The sequence below is a fragment of the Methylobacterium hispanicum genome, assembly GCF_022179285.1.
In the GTDB taxonomy this organism is placed as follows: Bacteria; Pseudomonadota; Alphaproteobacteria; order Rhizobiales; family Beijerinckiaceae; genus Methylobacterium; species Methylobacterium hispanicum.
The window spans coordinates 24726-43597 of sequence record NZ_BPQO01000012.1; the positions used below are offsets into that span (position 1 = coordinate 24726).

The 18872-nt window shown below is 69.6% G+C and carries 16 protein-coding genes and 1 tRNA gene; 4 read left to right on the forward strand and 13 right to left on the reverse strand.

What is annotated here, in order from left to right:
- The first annotated feature begins 40 nt into the window (after positions 1 to 40).
- Entirely contained in the window at positions 41 to 1009 is a 969-nt protein-coding gene (locus MFF56_RS14890) for a sensor histidine kinase (protein ID WP_066924547.1), read from the forward strand.
- Between the two features lie 36 nt (positions 1010 to 1045).
- On the opposite strand, the gene MFF56_RS14895 is transcribed toward MFF56_RS14890, so the two are convergent.
- The 3 genes from MFF56_RS14895 to MFF56_RS14910 all read right to left on the reverse strand — a co-directional run bounded on the left by MFF56_RS14895 (position 1046) and on the right by MFF56_RS14910 (position 6901).
- Entirely contained in the window at positions 1046 to 4882 is a 3837-nt protein-coding gene (locus MFF56_RS14895) for a PAS domain S-box protein (protein ID WP_308445273.1), read from the reverse strand.
- A gap of 106 nt (positions 4883 to 4988) precedes the next feature.
- Positions 4989 to 5771, reverse strand: coding sequence for a DJ-1/PfpI family protein (locus tag MFF56_RS14905; protein ID WP_082772840.1), 783 nt, complete (start codon positions 5769 to 5771; stop codon positions 4989 to 4991).
- An 11-nt stretch (positions 5772 to 5782) separates the two neighbouring features.
- Positions 5783 to 6901: an FAD-binding domain-containing protein gene (locus MFF56_RS14910; protein ID WP_082772841.1), complete on the reverse strand. Its 1119-nt coding sequence runs from the start codon at positions 6899 to 6901 to the stop codon at positions 5783 to 5785.
- Positions 6902 to 7259: 358 nt separating this feature from the next.
- Between MFF56_RS14910 and MFF56_RS14915 the strand changes: the two genes are divergently transcribed.
- Together MFF56_RS14915 and MFF56_RS14920 are read left to right on the forward strand one after the other, a co-directional pair.
- Entirely contained in the window at positions 7260 to 7517 is a 258-nt protein-coding gene (locus MFF56_RS14915; protein ID WP_238230291.1) for a hypothetical protein, read from the forward strand.
- 433 nt (positions 7518 to 7950) lie between these two features.
- The gene (locus tag MFF56_RS14920; RefSeq protein WP_066918883.1) at positions 7951 to 8502 is read left to right on the forward strand and encodes a fasciclin domain-containing protein; all 552 of its coding nucleotides are present in this window, start codon (positions 7951 to 7953) and stop codon (positions 8500 to 8502) included.
- Between the two features lie 39 nt (positions 8503 to 8541).
- Here MFF56_RS14920 and MFF56_RS14925 read toward each other — a convergent pair whose 3' ends face one another.
- The 5 genes from MFF56_RS14925 to MFF56_RS14945 all read right to left on the reverse strand — a co-directional run bounded on the left by MFF56_RS14925 (position 8542) and on the right by MFF56_RS14945 (position 12783).
- Positions 8542 to 9276, reverse strand: coding sequence for an anti-sigma factor (locus MFF56_RS14925; protein ID WP_066918885.1), 735 nt, complete (start codon positions 9274 to 9276; stop codon positions 8542 to 8544).
- The gene (locus MFF56_RS14930) at positions 9273 to 9830 is read right to left on the reverse strand and encodes a sigma-70 family RNA polymerase sigma factor (RefSeq protein ID WP_082772842.1); all 558 of its coding nucleotides are present in this window, start codon (positions 9828 to 9830) and stop codon (positions 9273 to 9275) included. Before MFF56_RS14930 ends, MFF56_RS14925 begins: the two co-directional genes overlap by 4 nt.
- A 464-nt stretch (positions 9831 to 10294) precedes the next feature.
- Complete coding sequence (locus tag MFF56_RS14935; RefSeq protein WP_066918891.1) at positions 10295 to 11185, reverse strand: ImmA/IrrE family metallo-endopeptidase; 891 nt, start codon at positions 11183 to 11185, stop codon at positions 10295 to 10297.
- A gap of 193 nt (positions 11186 to 11378) precedes the next feature.
- Positions 11379 to 11561, reverse strand: a complete 183-nt coding sequence (locus MFF56_RS14940) for a DUF3606 domain-containing protein (protein WP_003600567.1) — start codon at positions 11559 to 11561, stop codon at positions 11379 to 11381.
- A gap of 424 nt (positions 11562 to 11985) precedes the next feature.
- On the reverse strand, positions 11986 to 12783 hold the full coding sequence (locus MFF56_RS14945; RefSeq protein ID WP_066918893.1) for an FkbM family methyltransferase: 798 nt from the start codon (positions 12781 to 12783) through the stop codon (positions 11986 to 11988).
- Between the two features lie 248 nt (positions 12784 to 13031).
- Between MFF56_RS14945 and MFF56_RS14950 the strand changes: the two genes are divergently transcribed.
- Positions 13032 to 16796: a glycosyltransferase gene (locus tag MFF56_RS14950; RefSeq protein WP_066918895.1), complete on the forward strand. Its 3765-nt coding sequence runs from the start codon at positions 13032 to 13034 to the stop codon at positions 16794 to 16796.
- A gap of 585 nt (positions 16797 to 17381) precedes the next feature.
- Here the strand turns inward: MFF56_RS14950 and MFF56_RS14955 are convergent.
- The 5 genes from MFF56_RS14955 to MFF56_RS14970 all read right to left on the reverse strand — a co-directional run bounded on the left by MFF56_RS14955 (position 17382) and on the right by MFF56_RS14970 (position 18638).
- Positions 17382 to 17471 (reverse strand) — tRNA-Ser (locus MFF56_RS14955).
- 97 nt (positions 17472 to 17568) lie between these two features.
- Positions 17569 to 17691: a hypothetical protein gene (locus MFF56_RS32120; RefSeq protein WP_280949053.1), complete on the reverse strand. Its 123-nt coding sequence runs from the start codon at positions 17689 to 17691 to the stop codon at positions 17569 to 17571.
- A 44-nt stretch (positions 17692 to 17735) separates the two neighbouring features.
- Positions 17736 to 18224 carry a DUF2243 domain-containing protein gene (locus MFF56_RS14960; protein WP_066918900.1) on the reverse strand — a complete coding sequence of 163 codons (489 nt, stop codon included), beginning with the start codon at positions 18222 to 18224 and terminating at the stop codon, positions 17736 to 17738.
- 4 nt (positions 18225 to 18228) lie between these two features.
- Positions 18229 to 18456, reverse strand: coding sequence for a hypothetical protein (locus tag MFF56_RS14965; protein WP_066918902.1), 228 nt, complete (start codon positions 18454 to 18456; stop codon positions 18229 to 18231).
- Positions 18453 to 18638, reverse strand: a complete 186-nt coding sequence (locus tag MFF56_RS14970) for a hypothetical protein (RefSeq protein WP_066918904.1) — start codon at positions 18636 to 18638, stop codon at positions 18453 to 18455. The genes MFF56_RS14965 and MFF56_RS14970 overlap by 4 nt, the downstream gene beginning before the upstream one ends.
- Positions 18639 to 18872 lie beyond the last annotated feature (234 nt).

Consider the following 18872-nt stretch of genomic DNA (forward strand, 5'->3'; position numbering starts at 1 on the left):
CCTGGCCCACCTCACGGGGCGGCTGCGCGCCCATCCCTGGATGGGCGACGTCGCGGCCGTGGCGGCGACCGGAATCGCGCTCGCGCTGCGCTTCGCGGTCGACGACGTGCTGCCGCCGGGCTTTCCCTACCTGACCTTCTTCCCGGCCGTGATCCTCACGACCTTCTTCTGCGGCCTGCGGCCGGGCATCGTCTGCGCGGTGCTGTGCGGCCTCTCCGCCTGGTACTTCTTCCTGCCGCCGACCGGATCCTACGCGCTGGACGGGGCGACCGCGCTCGCGCTGCTGTTCTATGCCGGCATCGTGGGGGTCGACATCGCGCTGATCCACCTCATGCAGCGCGCCGGCACGCGCCTGCAGGCCGAGCGTGCCGTCACCGCGACGCTGTACGAGCAGCAGCGGACCATGTTCCAGGAGTTGCAGCACCGCGTCGCCAACAACATGCAGTTCGTCGCCGCGCTGCTCACCCTTCAGAAGAGGAAGGTCGGCGCGGATCCGTCGGCGGCGCTGTCGGCCCTGGACGAGGCGCGCGTGCGCCTCGAGACGATCTCCCGGATCCACCGGCGCCTCTACGACCCGGAGCGGGTGAGCCAGCCGGTCGGCCGGTACCTGCAGGAGCTGTGCTCCGACCTGCTCGACGCGACCGGCGCACGCAACGTCGTCTGCCTGGTCGATGCCTCCCACGTCCAGCTCGACCTGCCACGCCTGACGACCTTGTCCCTCCTCGTGGTCGAGGTGGTCACCAACGCCCTCAAGCACGCCTTCGTCCCGGGTGGGCGCGGCACCATCACGGTCCGGCTGGACCAGCTGACGCCGGAGCGCCTGATGCTGACCATCGCCGACGACGGGCGGGGTCTGCCCGCCGCGTTCGACCCAGAGGCCGGCAGGAGTCTCGGCTTCCGCATCTGCCAGGGACTGGCGAGCCAGCTCGGCGGCGTCCTCCGGCACAGCTCGGAGGGCGGCGTGGTGGTGCGCCTCGATTTCCCGGTCGCCGGGCCGGCCTCTCCCTGAGGCGGCGGCCCGGCCCGGCAGCCGTGCCCGGACGCCCTAAAGGCTCATCAGCGCGCGGACCCGGGAGGCCAGCGTATCGATCGCGAACGGCTTGGTCAGCACCTGCGTGCCCGGCCGCAGGTGGCCGTTGCCGACGGCGGCGTTCTCGGCATAGCCGGTGATGAACAGGGTCTTGAGCTGCGGGCGGACGTCCTGGCCCGCATCGGCCATCTGCCGGCCGTTCATGCCCCCGGGCAGGCCGACATCGGTGATCAGCAGGTCGATGCGCACGTCCGAGCGCAGCACCTTGAGGCCGGCGACGCTGTCGGCGGCCTCGATCACCGCGTAGCCGAGATCGCAGAGCACGTCCGTCACCAGCATGCGCACGGAGGGCTCGTCGTCCACGACCAGCACGGTCTCGCCGGCCTCCGCGAAGGCGGCAGGCGTGCGCTCGACGCCGCCCTCGTCCGGTGAGGCGTCGCCGTAGTAGCGCGGCAGGTAGATGCACACCGTGGTGCCCTGGCCGACCTCCGAGTAGATCCGGACCTGCCCCCCCGACTGCTGGGCGAAGCCGTAGATCATCGAGAGGCCGAGGCCCGTGCCCTGGCCGATCGGCTTCGTTGTGAAGAAGGGCTCGAAGACGCGCGCGACGATCTCGGGTGGCATGCCGGTGCCGGTGTCGGTCACGCACAGGGACAGGTACTGGCCCTCCGGGATCTCGTGGGCGCGGGCGGCCTCGCGGTCCATCCAGCGGTTGGCGGTCTCGACCGTGATGCGCCCGCCGTCCGGCATGGCGTCGCGGGCGTTGATGCAGAGGTTCAGGAGCGCGTTCTCGAGCTGGCTCGGATCGACCAGCGCCGGCCAGAGGCCGGTCGCCCCCACGGCCTCGACCGGGATGCTCGGCCCGACCGTGCGCTGGATCAGGTCGGTCATGCCCTCCACGAGCGCGTTCACGTTGGTCGGGCGCGGGTCGAGGGTCTGGCGCCGGGAGAAGGCGAGGAGCCGGTGCGTCAGGGCGGCGGCGCGCTTGGCCGCGCCCTGGGCGGCGGCCATGTACTTGTCGACGTCCGACAGGCGGCCCTGGGCGATCCGCGTGCCCATCAGTTCCAGGGAGCCGGAGATGCCCGCCAGCAGGTTGTTGAAGTCGTGCGCGAGGCCGCCGGTGAGCTGGCCCACCGCCTCCATCTTCTGCGACTGGCGCAGCTTCTCCTCGGTCTGCATCAGCTCGTCGGTCCGTTCGGCCACGCGCTGCTCGAGGGTCTCGTTGAGGGCGCGCAGCGCCGCGATGGCCCGGTCGCGCTCGGCCTCGACGGCGCGGCGCTCCTCAACGTCGATGAGGACGCCGGGGAAGCTCAGCGGCGTGCCGTCCGGCGCGTGGTCCACGCGGCCGTTGGCCTCCAGCCAGTAGTACTTCCCGTCCGTCCGGCGCGTGCGGTACTGGTGGGCGTAGGCGCCTCCCCGGGCGATCGCCTCCCGGATCGCCTCGGCCAGCCCCGCCTGGTCGTCGGGGTGCACGGTCGCGACGATCTGGGCGAGCGGGATGCCCTCGCGCCCGAGCGCCGGGTCGAGGCCGAAGCTGCGCGCGAAGGCCTCGTCGACCGCGAACCGATCGGTGGGCAGGTCCCAGTGCCAGGTGCCGATGATCGCGCCGGCCGCCAGCGCGAGCTGGACGCGCTCCACGTTCTCGCGCGCGAGCGCCTCGCTGGCGCGCAGGCGCTCCTCCGCGACCCGCCGGGCGGTCACGTCGTTGAAGATGATCGCGATCTGGCGGTCGGCCGGCTCCCCGACGGGCACCGCGCGCACGTCGAACCAGCGCTTGAAGGCCTCCGCATAGCTCTCGAAATTCGCGGGCTCCCGGGTCTTGGCGACGCGCCCGTAGGTCTCGAACCAGAATCGTTCGAGGTCCGGCGCGAACTCCGTCACCCACTTGCCGCGCAGGTTGACGCCGGATTCCCGCTCGAAGGCCGGGTTGGCCTCGAGGAAGCGGTAATCGACCGGCCGGTCGTCGGCGTCGAACTTGACCTCGACGATGGCGAAGGCCGCCTCGATCGTGTCCAGGATCATCCTGAAGCGCTCCTCGCTGCGCGCCAGGGCATCGACGGCGCGCCGCTGCTCGGTGATGTCGCGCGCCACGCCCGAGAACCGGACCGGCCGGCCCCGGGCGTCGCGCTCAATCTCGCCCCGGCGGGCGATCCAGCGCAGGGCGCCGGTATCCGGCCGGCGGATGCGGTACTCGACGTCGCGGGGTGGCCGGCCGCTGCGGCGGGTCTCGGCCGTCGAGATCAAGTGCCGGTCCTCGGCGACGATCAGCCGCTCGAAATCGCCTGCCGGGTAGCTCTCTCGCACGGGCAGGCCGTAGAGACGGCAGAATTCCGGAGTGGGGTGGAGGAGGCCGTCCGCGATGCTGACGGTGAACAGGCCGACCCCGCCGGCCGCCTGCGCGCGCCGCAGGTTGGCCTCGGCCGTGCGGAGGGCTTCGCCGGCCGCGTGCTGCGCGGTGCGGTCGCGCAGGAACTTGACGTATCCCTGATGGGTTCCGGCCGGATCCTGCAGCCGCATCAGCTCGCCGGACGCCCACAAGGCCGTGCCGTCCTTGCGCAGATGCCAGCGCTCGTCGAGCGCCCGCCCCTCGCGAGCCGCCGTCAGCAGTTCTTGGGCCGGTATGCCCGCCTCCCGGTCCTCGGGCGTGAAGATCAGGTCCGTGGTGAGCCCCGCCACCTCCTCCGGCGACCAGCCGAGGATGCGCGCAGCACCCGCGTTCCAATCGACGATCCGGCCGGCGAGGTCGAGCAGGAGGATGGCGTAGTCGGTCGCGCTGTCGAACAGCGCGCGGTAGCGACCCTCGCTGACCTGCCCGGCCCGGCGCGCCTCGGCTTCGCTGGCCTGGGCCAGCCCCGCCGAGATCATGCCGGCGAACAGGCGCGCCGCCCGGAGGTCGAGCTCGGCGAACGCTCCGGCCCGGTCCGACTGGAGCTTGAGGACCCCGACCGTGTCGGATCCGCGCTTGATCGGCGCCATCACGCAGGCGCGCAGGCCCATGCGCGCGGCCAGGTCCTGGTTGACGCGGCCATCCGCCCGCACGTCGTCCAGGCGCAGGGCCTCGCCGCCGCGGAAGCAGGCGCCCGACAGGCTGCCGTCGAGCGGGACGCGCAAACCCTGCCGGTCCGTCAGGCGGCCACGGGTCGTGCGGTAGAGCAAAGTGTCGTCGTCCAGGAGTTCGATCACCCCGCCCTCGGCCTGCGGGACGGCGCGCATGGCCCCGGCCAGGAGCGCATCGAGGATGCGGTCGAGGTCGCCGCCGGCCGCCAGCACGTCGGCCTGTGTGGCGATCAGGGCGTTCTGCTGCGCGATGGTGGCCGCCTGCTCCGCCAGGGCCACGTCGCGGGCCGCGACGGCGCGGCGGATCTCCAGCTGGCTCATCACCTGCCGGGCCAGCGCCCGCAGCCCGCGGGCCTGTGAGGCGGTCAGGCCGTCCGGCCGCGGCGCGCCGTCGATCACGCACAGGCTGCCGAGCACATGGCCCTCGGGGCTGCGCAGCGGCGCGCCCGCGTAGAAGCGCAGGTGCGGATCCTCGACCACGAGGGGATTGGCCCGAGTCCGCGGATCCTGGGTCAGGTCGGGTATGACCAGCAGATCCGGTGCGGACAGGACGTGGACGCAGACCGACCGGTCGAGGTCGGTCTGGCAGTCCGGGAAACCCAGGCGGGCCTTGAACCACTGCCGACTGTCGGCAACCAGGCTGACCAGCGCCACCGGGGCGGCGCAGAGCTCGGCGGCGAGCTGGACGACGTCGTCGAATCCCTCCTCCGCCGGCGTATCGAGGATGCCGTAGGAAGCGAGGGCGTTCAGGCGTTCGGTGTCGTGGACGTCGGACAGGTCGGACGGGTGTGACATGCGGAATGGGATCTTCGACGGTTCCGGCTCATAGCGTGAAGCGAGCGGCCGCGTCAGCCTCTGCGCTCGCCCCGCGCGACCTCTCGCATCCGCCCGAAGCGCGCGGCTAACGGGGGCGACTTGCGGTTGCGGCCGCTCGCGCCTCGGCGACGAGATCGCCGAGGATCGCGAGCGCCCCGCGCGTGATCGCTGGTCCCGCCTTTGCCGGGCTACCCGCCGCGAAGGGCGGCTGCGGCGCATATTCCGCGACGAGCTGGGCCGTTCGCGCATAGTCGTCACCCCGCAGGCGGGCGGCGAGCGCGAGGGCGAAGTCGAGCCCGGCCGAGATGCCCGCCGCGGTGATCCGGTTTCGGTCGAACACCACGCGCTCATCGACCGGGACCGCGCCGAGGAGGGGCAGCACGGTGTCGCGCACGCACCAGTGCGAGGTCGCGCGGTATCCGTCGAGCAGCCCCGCGGCCCCGAGGATCAGCGAACCGGTACAGACGCCCGTGACCCAGCGCGCGCGACCCGCCCGGTCCCGCAGGAAGGCGAGCGTGGCGGCGTCGCGCATCTGGGCGGGGGTACCGTCACCGCCGGGCACGAACAGCACGTCGAGGTCGGCGGGACAGGCGGCAAAGCTCGTCGTGGCAAGCAGGCCGATGCCGGTGTCGCTCGGTACGGGGCCGGGAGTCCGGGCGACGAGATGGAGGCTGCCGGGTGCGAGGCCCGCGAGCAAGTCGTGCGGGCCGACCACGTCGAGGGCCGTCATGCCCGGATAGAGCAGCATGGCGATGCGCATCGGCCGCCCTGCGGCGAGCGGAGGGGGTGCGTCGCGGGCCTGCGCCCGACGGGGCAGAAGGCTCGCGGCCATGAGGGCGGCCGCACCGACCTCGCGGCGACTCACCATGATCGGTCTCCCTACGCCGCGACGGCGTCGAGGATGCGCGGGATCGCCGTGCGCATCCTGAAGAAGCCGCGCGTCGCGTGCGGCCAACTCGCCTCGTCCCAGGTTCGGCGCAGCCGCAGAACCCCGGCCGGCAGATTCGAGGCGCTCGGCCCGACCGGTGCCCAAGCACCAACCACCGGAAGGTCGCTGGACCAGCCGGCATCCGCCGGCATGGCCGGGCAGGCGAAGTGCGCCCCCGCTCGGGCCAGGGCGTCCGCCATCGCCGCCGCGTCGGCTGCCCGCACCGCCTCGCTCGCGCCCGGTGCGTGGGCCAGCAGCCCGCCGACGCATACGACGCGGGCGGGGTCGAGCGGCAGGCTCTCCGGGTGCAGGTCGTCGAGATGGATCAGCAAGGCGACCGAGCCGGCAGGAAGCGGGTCGGCCGGTGCCAGCGGCACTGTCGGGGCGATCTCGACCTCGCTCAGCGGGGCGGCCCGCTCATCGAGACCGACCGGATCGAAGCGGCCATCGGTGTGGCGGCGGATGTTCTCGGCACGGGCGAGGTAGTGCTTGCCACGCGTGTGCAGTCCCGCCACCCATCGCCAGGACAGGGTGTTCGAGGCCGGATCGCCATCGAGCAGGTGGCGCAGGAAGAAGTCGGCACCGAGCGCCCAGGGCAGGCGCAGGGTGAAGATCCAGATCGAGGCGAACCACATCCGCGCGTGGTTGTGCAGCCAGCCGGTCTCGACGAGTTCGCGCGCCCAGTCGTCGAAGCCCTCGATGCCCGTGCGTCCCGCCACCGCCCGCTCGTAGGCGCGGCGCAACCCGGACGCGGTGGCAAGCTGCTCCTCGCCCGCGGCGACGAGGCGGAGATAGTCGGCCCAGATCGCCGGGTGCGTCTCGAGATAGCCCTTGAAGTAGGTCCGCCAGAACACCTCCGAGATGAATTTCTCCGCGGCTCCGCCATGCGCCTCCCGGGCTCGGGCGACGATCTCCTGCTCGGTGGTCAGCCGGCGTCGCAGGTAGGGCGAGAGCGCCGATGTCGTCGTCTCCGCGTCCGGACCGGGTGCGATGTTGCGCTCGGCCGCGTAGTGTGGCCCGAGCCGGTCGGTGATGGCGGCGAGACGAGCGAGGCCGGCCTCGCGGGTCATGGGAAAGGCGCGATCCATGCCGCCCAGGTAGAGCGCTGCAGAGCCGGGCTCACGCCCTGCGACCTTGCGACCGTCCGCGGCGCATCGGCCGCGGGCTGATACCGGCAGGTCCGGACATCGACCTCGTAGGCGCAGGCCTGTCACCCGACGCGGTGCCGCAGGCAGTCGCGGTCGTGGAGGCCCCGTCGTCCGCAGGGCGTCAACGCGATTGTGATGCGGCGCCCCCGGCGATCGCGCAGAGGGCTCGCGCCGTGCGAGATTGCGAGACCAGTCCGTGTAGCGGGGCCCGGCGGACGACGACCCTGCCTGGGACGCCATCACCGATCACACGGCCGGCGGCTCGAAGGTGAAGAGCGCGATGACGCACGGCACCGTTCGGGCCGGCAAGGTCTCGGCGGAGGGCGGCGCGCGCACGCTCACCGTGAGCTACGGCAAGGACGGTGGTGCGAAGACGATCGTCGTGCCCTCGGATGCGCCGATCGTCGCCTTCGAGCCGGCCGGCAAGCAGGGGCTTGTCCCCGGCGCGAAGGTCTTCGCCGTGGTGGCCAAGGATGGCGGCAAGACCGACGGAAAGCTCGTCGCGGTGGGCAGGGACGGCTTGACGCCTCCCATGTGATCGGAGCCTCGAACGAGGCCGTTTCGGGGGGCTGGCGTTCGTCCGGACGCTCTCGCCTTCGACAGGCGCTGGGCGGCCATCGCGCCGCCCTTGCCGCCCGGACCCGCTGGCTGCGCCTGCGCCGATCGGACGGCGATCCTGAAGGGTCAGCGCATATCCGGGAGGATCGGCGGCGATGCGTCGGCGGCTCGGCGAACCGGGATCGCCCGCATCCCTGGACGGGGTTGGGAGCGGGTCGCCCGGTTCCGGGCGCGGCGCGAGAGCCCGCCCCATTCGGACGCTCTGGCCGAGCACGTCGCGGCGACTGGGCTTGTCGGCCGGCGACCCGTTCGATTTTTTAAGCATCGCCGGGACGCAAGGCTGAAACTTTCCCACCCCTGGCCTCCGTAGGGGCTCGCGACGCCCCCATAGGGCGCACCTCCAGGGAGACACCATGTCCACGACCCTTCTCCGCCTCGCTCTCGGCCTCGCTCTCGTGGCCGCCACCCCGGCTCTGGCCAAGAATCCGATGGTCGGCGGCGCGCCGATGTTCGCGAGCAAGACCATCGTCGAGAACGCGGTCAATTCGAAGGACCACACCACGCTGGTCGCCGCCGTGAAGGCCGCGGGCCTCGTCGACACGCTGTCGGGCCCCGGCCCTTTCACCGTGTTCGCGCCGACCAACGCGGCCTTCGGCAAGCTGCCGCCGGGCACGGTCGAGACGCTGGTCCAGCCGCAGAACAAGGCCCAGCTCACCGGCATCCTGACCTACCACGTGGTGCCGGGCACCTACACGTCGAAGGAGCTGATGAAGCTGGTCCGACAGGGCGGCGGCGAGGCCACGCTGAAGACCGCACAGGGCGAGCCGCTCACCGTGGCGATGGCGCGCGGCGGCAAGGGCCTGACCGTGACCGACACCAAGGGCAACACCGCCCGTGTCACCATCGCCAACGTGATGCAGTCGAACGGCGTGATCCACGTCATCAACGGCGTGCTGATGCCCTGATCCCCTCCGAGCGGGCTCCGGCAGACGTCGGAGCCCGCCTCACTCGCGCACGAGCTTGCCCGAATAGATGACCGGACCGGTCGGTACGCCGGTCGGCGAACCGCCCTTCGGCTCCACCGAGACCGCTAGGCTCATACCGTCCGCGTCCGCACGCAGGGCAGCCGGTATGGGCCGCCGGGCGACGCCCTCCGTGATGAGACCCAGGGAGCGCGGCGCGGCGCCTGCCCCCACGTACCAGAGCTCCAGGTTGCGGTCCGGCGGCGTCTCCGCGGCGAGGCTGCGGACCTGCACGGTGCCGCTGTCGAGATCGACCCGCACGATCAGAGCGGGCAGAGCGCCGCCGCGATCCACCACGGCGAGATACTGCCGCTCCGTGCCCGTGGGGCGCAGGCCGAGGGCCAGCCAGAGGGCCAGGCCGGCCGCGAGCGCGGTCGCCGCCCCCGCCGCGAGGCGCCAGTTTCGCACCTTGCGCTCCAGCCTCCGAATGCGCGCCCCACCATCGGCGGATACGGCTGCGGGCGCCTGCGCGATCCGCGCCTCGATCCCGTCCCACACGCCCGGGGCGGGTTCGACGGCCCGGGGCGCGGCCGCGAGCGGTGAGAGCCGCACCTCCCACGCTGCTACCGCTGCGCGCAGGGACGCGTCGCGCTCCAGCGCCTCGGCGAAGGCGGCGCGCTCCTCGGCGGTCAGGGTGCCGAGCACGTACTCACCCGCCGCCCCGTCCCGATCTTCGTCCCAGAAAGGCACGGCGCCCGTTCGTGTCTCGCCGCTCATGACGCCTCCAGGCAACCGCGCAGGCTGATGAGGCCACGACGCAGCCACGTCTTGATCGTATTGACCGGACGATCGTGCCGCGCCGCCAGCTCCTCGCGTGACCAGCCCTCGCAGTACGCCAGGAGGAGGCAGTCGCGTTGGCTGGGCTCGACGGCTTCGAGGCAATGCGCGAGGGCGTCTCGACGGGCGAGGTCTGCCTCGCCGTCGCGTGTGTCGGCGAGGCGCTCGAGCCAGTTCTCGTCGGCCTGTGTCAGACGCGCGGCCTTGTCCTGCCGGAGCCGATCGATCGCCTTGTGCCGGGCGATCGCACCGAGCCAGACGAGCGATGGGGCAGCCTGCGCATCATAGGTGGCTGCCCGCTGCCAGACGCGCACGAAGACCTCCTGCAGCGCATCCTCGGCCGCGCCCCGATCCCGCAGGATACGCAGGATGATCCCGAGAAGTTTCGGGGCGGTCGCGTCATAGAGTGCGCGCAGGGCTGTGCGGTCGCCCTCCGCCACGGCCCTGATCAGCCGCGCAAGATCTGCGTCGGCAGGCGCCTTCAAAGTCGGCACGGCTCCCCCACCCGCCCAGAGCGATCCCGCTTATCCTGCGGGCTCCAGCGCCTCAACCGGCACGCTACGCCCCTCTGTGCACGAACGGGAGACCCGAGTCCTGAATCTCTGTCCGGGGCCAGTCGTACGCACTGACCTCAGGTCCCGGCAGGCCGTAACGGGTGGCTACCGCGGTGTAGTCCGGTTCGTTCATGCTGTTCGGCACCGTCCGGACGTTGGAGAGGAAGCCGCCATACCGCTGGACGTGCGGGATACGTTCGGGCCGGCCAAGCAGCCCCCGAGCCGTCTCGCGATTCCGGGCGAAGGCCGCGTCGGCGGAGCGGGCCATGGTCTCGGCATTGCGCGCCTCGACCCGGGCGACAGCCTCCGCCCCATCGATCTCCACAAGCCAGAGATGCGGGTCATGCCAAGCGAAGCGAGTTGAAACCGGCGCGCTGCCGGATCCGACCGTGACCGAGTGCCGCCTACCGTCGCCCCGAGTGGAAGCGGTGACGCCAGCCCTCCTCCAGCCTGCGCTCCTCCGCGCTCTCCTCCGGGACGGGGTCCAGACGCAGCAGGATCATCGCGAAGCCGTTCGGCTGAAGATACACCTGCTCGTAGAGGGCCGGCGCGCGGAGGTCGCGCTTCACATCGATCCAGAGATCGGGAGAGGACGCGGCGATGTCGCTCGCGCTGTTCGGCCGATGCGGGCTGCCGTGATAGAGCGAGCCGGTCGAGACGGGGTCGCCGACCGCGCGGATGATCTCCGGGAAGGAGAGGCTGCGGTAGCACCGCTGCACCCGGCCTCTGCCCGTCACGACGATCGCGATCCGGGCGGGATGGTACTGTACGTAGACCCGAGCCGCCGTCTCCTTGCCGACCGCGAAGTCGCGCGCGAGCGCGAGAACGTGCTGCAGGTCGGGCTCGCGAAAGGCCGCCATCGCCCCCCGCAGCCGGTGCGGGGGCATCAGAAGCAGGGTGGCGAAGCGGTTGGCCTCGACCTCCCTTTGCTGCCGCCCGTCGCCCGCTCTGGCCGTGGTGCGCAGCATGTCCGCACTCGTGCACAGGAACCGGCCGGGTTGATCTGGGACGTGGTGCGCCATCAGGAAATGGCCGAGTTCGTGAGCGATGGTGAAGCGGCGACGCGGTTCGCCTCCGCGCTTGACGAGGATGGTGCCGTCTGACCGCTTCGCATCGGTCACGAGGCCACCCTCGAACCCGGGGGTGTCGAGATCCTCGATCTCGATGATGCCGAGGCGCGCGCACAAGTCCTGGATCGGCACGGGCACTGAGAGGTTCGGCTCGGCCTCGAAGATGCGTTTGACGAGCGCCTCCGGTGAGCGCGCGTCCGCGAGGTCCTTCCTGCTGATCGGCATTCGCGCAGCCCCTTCCGTCCCTGGACCCATCCATCAGGCCGCCACGCGCCCGCGATGCCGAGATCGGATCGTGGGGAGTCTTTGCGGGCGATGACCCGCCTTGCGTTCAGCAACGTGGTCCGGCCGACGTCCACGGCGTCTTCACCATCGCCCGGGTCCGCCAACCTGGTGTGCCGCCGCAGCGAGCACGCGCCTAACGCTTCTTACCCAACTCGGCGGCGATATCCTTCGTCATCCGGCCGACCTTCCGATGCGCTGCCGTAAGCTGGTCCTGCGTGACGCCCCATCGCTTCATCCAGAACTCGACAGCCTTGCGCTCCGACAGGTCAAGCCGGTCCTTATCGATGAAGCCACGCTTGTCCTTGAGGCCGGCCATGGGGATCCTGGTGGCTTGATGATGTGCGGTCTGGGATGGACCTGGCGGTTCCCCCGACGATGACGGTGGCGAAAGGATGCCGGGAACCGAGCTGATACGCCAAAGCGTCTAGCACGTCGGTGTCTGGATGCGTATGGCCGAGGCCACAAGCGCTAGGCCGAGCGGCCGGTCCCACGGAGCCGAGCCAGCGGCCCGAACCGATTCCCCCCACGCAATCGTCCACCGGGGTGCAGCGGCGCGCACTCCCAGCCGTCAGAACAAGTCCGCACGAGTCGTTCTTCTATAATGATAGAACGAGCGCATCATTCTGCATGAGCAAGCAGCTGCGCGAAAAACGAGCCTCAGGTGCTGCACTGCATTTGGTTTCGGCAAGCTGTCCGCTTGGAATAGGTCGGGAAGCATCGTCCATGCTTCATGATGCCGATCAAGTCAGCTGAAACCGGCGAAGCAGAGTCAGATTGCAGGAATCGCACGCTGCTTTGAAGTCCGGCAGGCGCTCCCTGGGTACAAGGGCATGATTCCAGGCGGCATTGTCGAACATCACCGCCCCGTCGTGGATCGCCATATCGGGCCGCAGGCGGAAATCCATGTAATCGACGCTGTGCAGGAACGCACCGATGGCGGCGCGCTTGGCCGGACCGACCACCTCCGCGAAGATGATAGGTCGGTCTCGCAGGATCGTGTCGCGCGCGCCCCGCAGGAACGCGTGCTCGTGCCCCTCGATGTCGACCTTGATCACCCCGATCTGATCGGTGATCCCGATGTCGTCCAGCCGTTCGACCCGCACCGCGCAGACCGAATGGGCCGGCTGGAAATCGGGCTCCAGCGACGCGCTCGTTTCGACGAGGCCGTGACCCGGGTCGGGCAGGTGGAGCGTCGCCGTTCCGGCCCTCTCGCTGAGCGCGACCTCGATCAGACGCACGCGCTCCGCCAATCCGTTGGCCAGGATGTTGCGCTTCAGAATCTCGACGACGGGCGGCAACGGTTCGAAGGCGATGATGGACCGATCGGGAGCGATCGCCCCGGCCATGACTGTGTAGACGCCCGTATTGGCTCCGACGTCGACGAAAATCCCCTCGGCACGAACCAGGGCCGCCATCATCAGCATCGGCAGGGGCGGCTCGTAGGAACCGCCGGCGATCTGCCGGGCCACGAGGTCCATGTCGTTCCGATTCTCGAGCTGAAACACGCGACCGGCGAAGCTAACCTCCACGAACGCCATGATCCCTGCTCGCCCGTCTGTGCTGCGCGTGAGGGCGACACGCGCGCCGCCGATCTCCGATCATCCTATTTGGGATCGGCTGGGGGAGCCATGGGCTCGGCCCACGAAGCTCCGCGAAGTCGGTCGCGTTCGAGGCGGGCGGCCTGCTGATAGCCCCAAAGTGTGCACTCGTCCCCTCGACGGTGCCGATCCACTGCTGCCATAGTGATCGGGTCAGGGTGTCCGATTTCTCGTAGCTCGGCGGCGTTTTGGTCAGTTTGTTTCCGACCCGTGCCCTCGCCAACCTGCGTCGTCTCGGCAGGAGCAAAGCCCGCATCGACGGCTTCGATCCGGTCTTCTACCGGCGATGCTACCCCGACCTGCACCGACTGACGAGCGACGAGGCCCTGGCCCTTCATTTCCAGCGTCATGGGTGCGTGGAGTCCCGCTTTCCGAACGCGGACGCCCTGATCGCCGCGCTGGAACGACGTCACGGCCCGCTGCCGGACGATTTCGTTCCGGTCCAGTACCGGCTCAATCATGCCGATCTGGTCGAGTTTTCTCTCCCCTGGCAACTCAAGGCCCATTACCTGCAATTCGGCCGTGCGGAGGGCCGCACCTATCGGTCGCTGGACCTGGCGCCGTACGAGCGGTCGTTCGAGCGCATGCGCGCCGCCCAGGCCCAGGATCTTGGCTGTTCTGAAGGGACACCTGCAACCGACACGTTCGCCGAACGCCTGTCGATCGCGGGCGTGCTGCCGGGGGCTTGGCTCGAATGCTTCGTCCTCCACGAATTCAACATCCTCAACGCGTCGTGGCTGGCGCGGCAGCCGGTCTCCCGAATCGATGGCCTGTGCGTGTTTCTCGAGCAGGGTATCGAGCGCCTCGCGCCGATTGCCCTCGGCAGGCGCTTCGACCCCGCGTTCTATCGCGGCCATGTCGGCGCGCGTGCGACCGCGAGCGATACAGACCTGTATCGACAGTGGCTCGGACTCGGTATTGCCGAGGGACTACCCGGCTGCGAGGGTGAGGCGCTTCTCGCGCTCCTGCGGGAGGAGGCTTTCCCGGATTGCTTCGACGAAGCAGCCTACCGGGCCAAGCTGCCACGAACCGTTGAGAAGCCCGGATCCGGGCGCTTCGCCGCGCTCGCGCAGTTCGTCACGAAGACGTTTCAGCTTCCCGCCCTTGAGAGCGTCCGTCGCCAGTGCTCCGCACGCCTTCTGGAGCAGATCGGCGAGTACCACATCCTGCGGGGCGACAACGTCATTGCCCACGACGCGCTGAACCGAGCGATCGCGGCCAAGCCGGGGATCGGGCGCTTCCATCATCGCCGCGGCGACGCGTTGCGGGCCTTGGGGCGCGCGCGCGAGGCAACCGCGGACTATCTGGTGGCCGCCGAAGCGCCGGATGCCATCGTCTGGAGCCACATTCACGCGGCAGAAGGGCTCGCGGCCGAGCGCGACGGGCTGGAGGCCGCGTTCGATCGCCTGCGACGCTCCGCGCCGCACTGGTGCGGTTCGCCGCACTGGCGCGCCGCAGGTCATCGGGTGATTGCGCGTGCCTTCGAGGCGGCGAGCGCGCGGGCGCACACGCTCTATGCGGCACATCGGCGTATCGAGGCAGATTCAGCGCTGACGGCGTGTCTGGATGAGATCGCCGCGCTGTTGCCGGTCGTCGATCCGCTGCCCGCCCCCCTGCCGCCCGCCTCGTCCGCCCGCATCGTCCTCGTCGCCAACCGGGACCTTCCGCAATGCGATCATTACCGCGTGGTCCAGAAGATCGAGCAGCTGGAGCACCTCGGCTGGCACGTTGAGGTGTTCCGCCAGGGCGAGGCAGGCCGGTGCCGTCCGGCGATCGATGCGGCATCGGCCGTGATCTTCTATCGCGTGGCAGCCCTCCCCGAGGTCGTTCACGCCATCCTGTACGCACGCGCACTCGGCGTCCCGACCCTCTACGAGATCGATGACCTGCTGTTCGAGCCCGCCTTCTACCCGGATCCGTTCGACAGCTTCGAGGGTCAGATCACCCCCGCCGAGTACGCCGGGCTGCAGTACGGCGTGCCGCTATTCCGCTACGCGATGCACCTGTGCGAGACCGGCCTCGCCTCGACGCCTGCCCTGGCGGAAGCCATGCAGCCGCTCGTGCGATCGGGCGTCTGTTACGTCCTGCGCAACGGGCTCGACAGCCGCAACGAGCCGTTCATCGCGCGCGGTCCAATGCCGGCCGCCACCGATACGGTCACGCTGTTCTACGGGTCTGGGACGAAAGCGCACAACCGGGATTTCAATGATCTCGTCGCCTCGGCTCTGATCGAGATCTTCGAGAAACATGCAGGCGTCCGGCTGGTCGTCGCCGGCTACCTCAAGCTCGATGAGCGCTTCCGGACCTATGCTCACCGGATCCACCAGCTCGGCTTCGATCCGAATGTGAGGGCCTACTGGGAGGTGCTCTCGAGCGCCGACATCAACATCGCGGTGCTCGCGATCAATCCGATGACGGATGCCAAGAGCGAGATCAAATGGCTTGAGGCGGCCATGTGCGGCCTGCCGTCGGTCGTGACGCCGACGCGCACCTACCGCGAGATGCTCGTCGACGGCGAGGATGTCCTCTTTGCCACGACCCCGGACGAGTGGGCGACGGCGCTTGGGCGCCTGATCTCGGACGCGCGCTTGCGCCGACGGATCGGCCTCGGCGCCCATGCCAAGGCGCGGAATGCCTACACCTTGAACGCCGCGAGCGCGGTCCTCGCTCAGGCTCTACCGCCGCTCCCGCCCAAGGCCCCGGTGGGTCGCAGCAGCGCTCCGGTCCAGCGCACCCGGAAGGCGGGCCGACCGCGCCTCCTCTTCGTGCACGTGTACTTCCCACCGCAGACGATCGGCGGTGCGACGCGCGTGCTGCGCGACAACGTCGATCACCTCATCGCGGTCGGAGCCGACAGATTCGAGATCGCGATCGCTGCGACCGACCTCGATGCGGAGCCGGCCTATCGGACACGGATCGACAACTACCGCGGGCTGCCTGTCTATCGGATCGCGGTCCCGGCCGAAATGCACATGGACTGGCGCCCATTCGATCCCGAAATGGAGGGACCCTTCGAGGCGCTGATCGACCGCTTCGAACCCGACTTCGTGCATTTCCACTGCGTGCAGCGCCTGACGGGGTCCGTCGTGGAAGCCGTGCGGGCGCGCGGCGTGCCCTACCTGATCACCCTGCATGACGCTTGGTGGATCTCCGACTTCCAGTTCCTGACCGATGCCGACGGCATCCTTCAGATGCCGTCCGACGACGCGCTTGCCGACGCAACGGATCGCAAGCTCAGCCCCATCAACTCGATCGCGCGGCGGCGGCGGCTCGGTCGTTTGCTGGATGGGGCGACCGCCCTCCTTGCCGTGTCGGATGCCTTCGCCGAGGTGTACCGCCGTGCAGGCCACCCACAGACGCTCGCCGTGCCGAACGGCGTGTCATCCTTTACGCCCCGGTCGCGCGTCTTCGGACGCGACGGGTGCGTGCGCCTGGGCCATGTTGGAGGCCGTACAGCGCACAAAGGCGCCTCGTTGCTGGAGGTAGCCCTGCGCACGGGTGCTTATGAGAATCTCGACCTGACCCTTGTCGATCACAGCTATCCTCCCGACTACACGAGTGCGGAGGTCTGGGGAGCAACCCCTGTCCGGATCATTGGCCGCCTGCCACAGGACCGCATCGCCGACCTCTACGCCGAACTCGATGTGCTGGTGGCGCCTTCCATTTGGCCGGAGAGTTTCGGACTCGTCACCCGCGAAGCCCGCGCCGCGGGTCTTTGGGTGGTGGCCAGCGATCGTGGCGCGATCGGCCAGGACATTCGCCAAGGCGTCGATGGCTTCCGGATCAATGTCGAGTCGCTGCAGGATCTGCGCGAGGTGCTCTCCCGGTTGAACACCGAGCCCCATCATTTCTCGCGCAGTCCGCCGGACGCTCAATCGATGCGGACGGCCTCAGACCAGGGGTCTGATTTGATTGCCCTGTACAGCGACTTGATCGCGCGTCGCGCTGGATGACGCTCCAGGCTCGGTCAAGCTCAACGGACGAGTAGCAGTTTTCACTGATGATGTCTCCATCCTACTATCCGGATATTCAATCAATTAAATGATCGAAGGCGTAAAATGCACTGATATACCTCATATCATTCAGTGAAATACAGCATAAAGGTAGAAATTTGCCTACACGGGCGAATGGCCCTGCGCTACAATCCTTTCTATCGCAAGGAACTGGACGCGGCGCATCATGAAAGGACTGTATGGAGGCGCACAAACTTGAGGCTCTGAAGAAAACGAACGCCGAACTGCTGCTCGCGCTGCGGGGCCCTCTGAGGCACGCTGAGAACCCAGGGGGCAGCCATGAGACCCCCCGAACTGGCGTACAAGTTCGGCTGGGTAGAGTGCTACAACTGCCTGCAAACCTGGGATGCGAGCGATCCACCGGTCGCCGCCGCTGTCCAGTTTGAGCGGTCACTTACCACCAGCGTGGATATCGGCGCGCCCCTCCTCTGGAGCCATGACCCGTTGGGCGGCTGAGCGAAAAGAGAATGCCGAAGAGGCCAAAAATCAAAACGCCCAATGTACACAACGACCTACAAGTCCGCTTGGCGGAAGGGGTGGGATTCGAACCCACGGTGGAGTTGCCCCCACGGCGGTTTTCAAGACCGCTGCCTTAAACCGCTCGGCCACCCTTCCACAGGGGCTCGGGCCCTGTCGGCGCGCTCTGCGCGGCGAGCCGTTCGTGTCTAGGGTGTTCGTGCGCTCAGCGTCAACCGGGTCGCGACCGGAAGCGTCAGCAGCGCAGGCGCAGCAGCGCATCGAGCGGCAGGTCCGTCCCGAAGACGAGGGCGCGCCAGGCGGGCGCCGACGCCAGCACGAGACCGAGGATCAGGAGAAGCCACGCGAGCGCCGGCATCCGGGGCCGGTCCGCGCGTTCGCCAGGAGGCGCGGGGTCCGTCATCAGGCGGGCGCCGGGCGGCCGCGCCGGGCGGTCAGCCACGTGCCCGCGGCGACCATCGCGAGGCCCCAGGCGAGAAAGCCGAGATCCCAGACGAGCCAGCGGTCCCGGGGGGCCAGCTCGTTGACGTGGTGCACGCCCAGGATCTGGTGATCGATCAGCCCCTCGACGAGGTTGAACAGGCCCCAGCCGACGAGGACGGCGCCGGCGAAGCGCGGGGTCGACCACGTCACGTGCGGCAGGCGGGCGGCGCGCCAGAACAGGAACAGGCCGAGCACGACGAACACGTAGGTGGCCGAGTGGAAGAGGCCGTCCCACAGCGTGTTCAGGCGGATGTTGTCGATCGTGTCGGCGGGGTACCAGCTGCTCAGCATGTGATGCCATTGCAGCACCTGATGCAGCACGATCCCGTCGAAGAACCCGCCGAGGCCCAGCCCGAACAGAAGGCCGGCGCCGAGCGGGAACGGGATCGGCCGCGCCCGCTCGGCCATCCGCTCAATGCGACCGGTCGGAGCGGTCGGGCGCGTGGCCCTGGCCGCTGTGGCGGTGGTGCCGGTCGCGCTCGCCCCCACCCCCGGAGACGTGCGAGCGGGTGTCGTTCGTCGGAGAGCCGGGCGTCGGCCCGGAGCGCTCCTCGGCGCGGGGCTTCGACGCGTCCTGGTGGCTGCTGCCCGGACCGCCCTGGTGGCGGTCGGCCGCAGGCGTCTTGCTCGATGTGCTCATCGGTCCTGCTGATATCCCTGGTTGGTGGTGTTGACCTTCGTGTTGCCGGCCTGCCCGACCTTGTCGGGGTCGCGCGTCTGGCCGGCTCCCTTCGGGCCGGTTTCGGTCGGCGCCGCGGCGGCGCTGCCGGGGCCTTTGTCGGAGCGGTTCGCGGGCGGAACGGGGGGCGGTTTCGTAGTCATCGGATCTCCGCTGTCTCGGGTCTGGACGGCGCGCCGGGCGCCGGGTCCCGGATGGGACGAGTCTCGGGCGGCGGGCCGGGATCGTTCGATGAGCCAACGCCGGGCCGGAAGTCGGGTTCATCGCGGCTCGAACGTTTCCGCACGACCAGATCCGTCCGGCCCTCAAGACCAAGCCAAGATTATCCACGCCGACGACCTGTCGAATCCGCCGCTCGCGATCCTGGATCCTGGCAG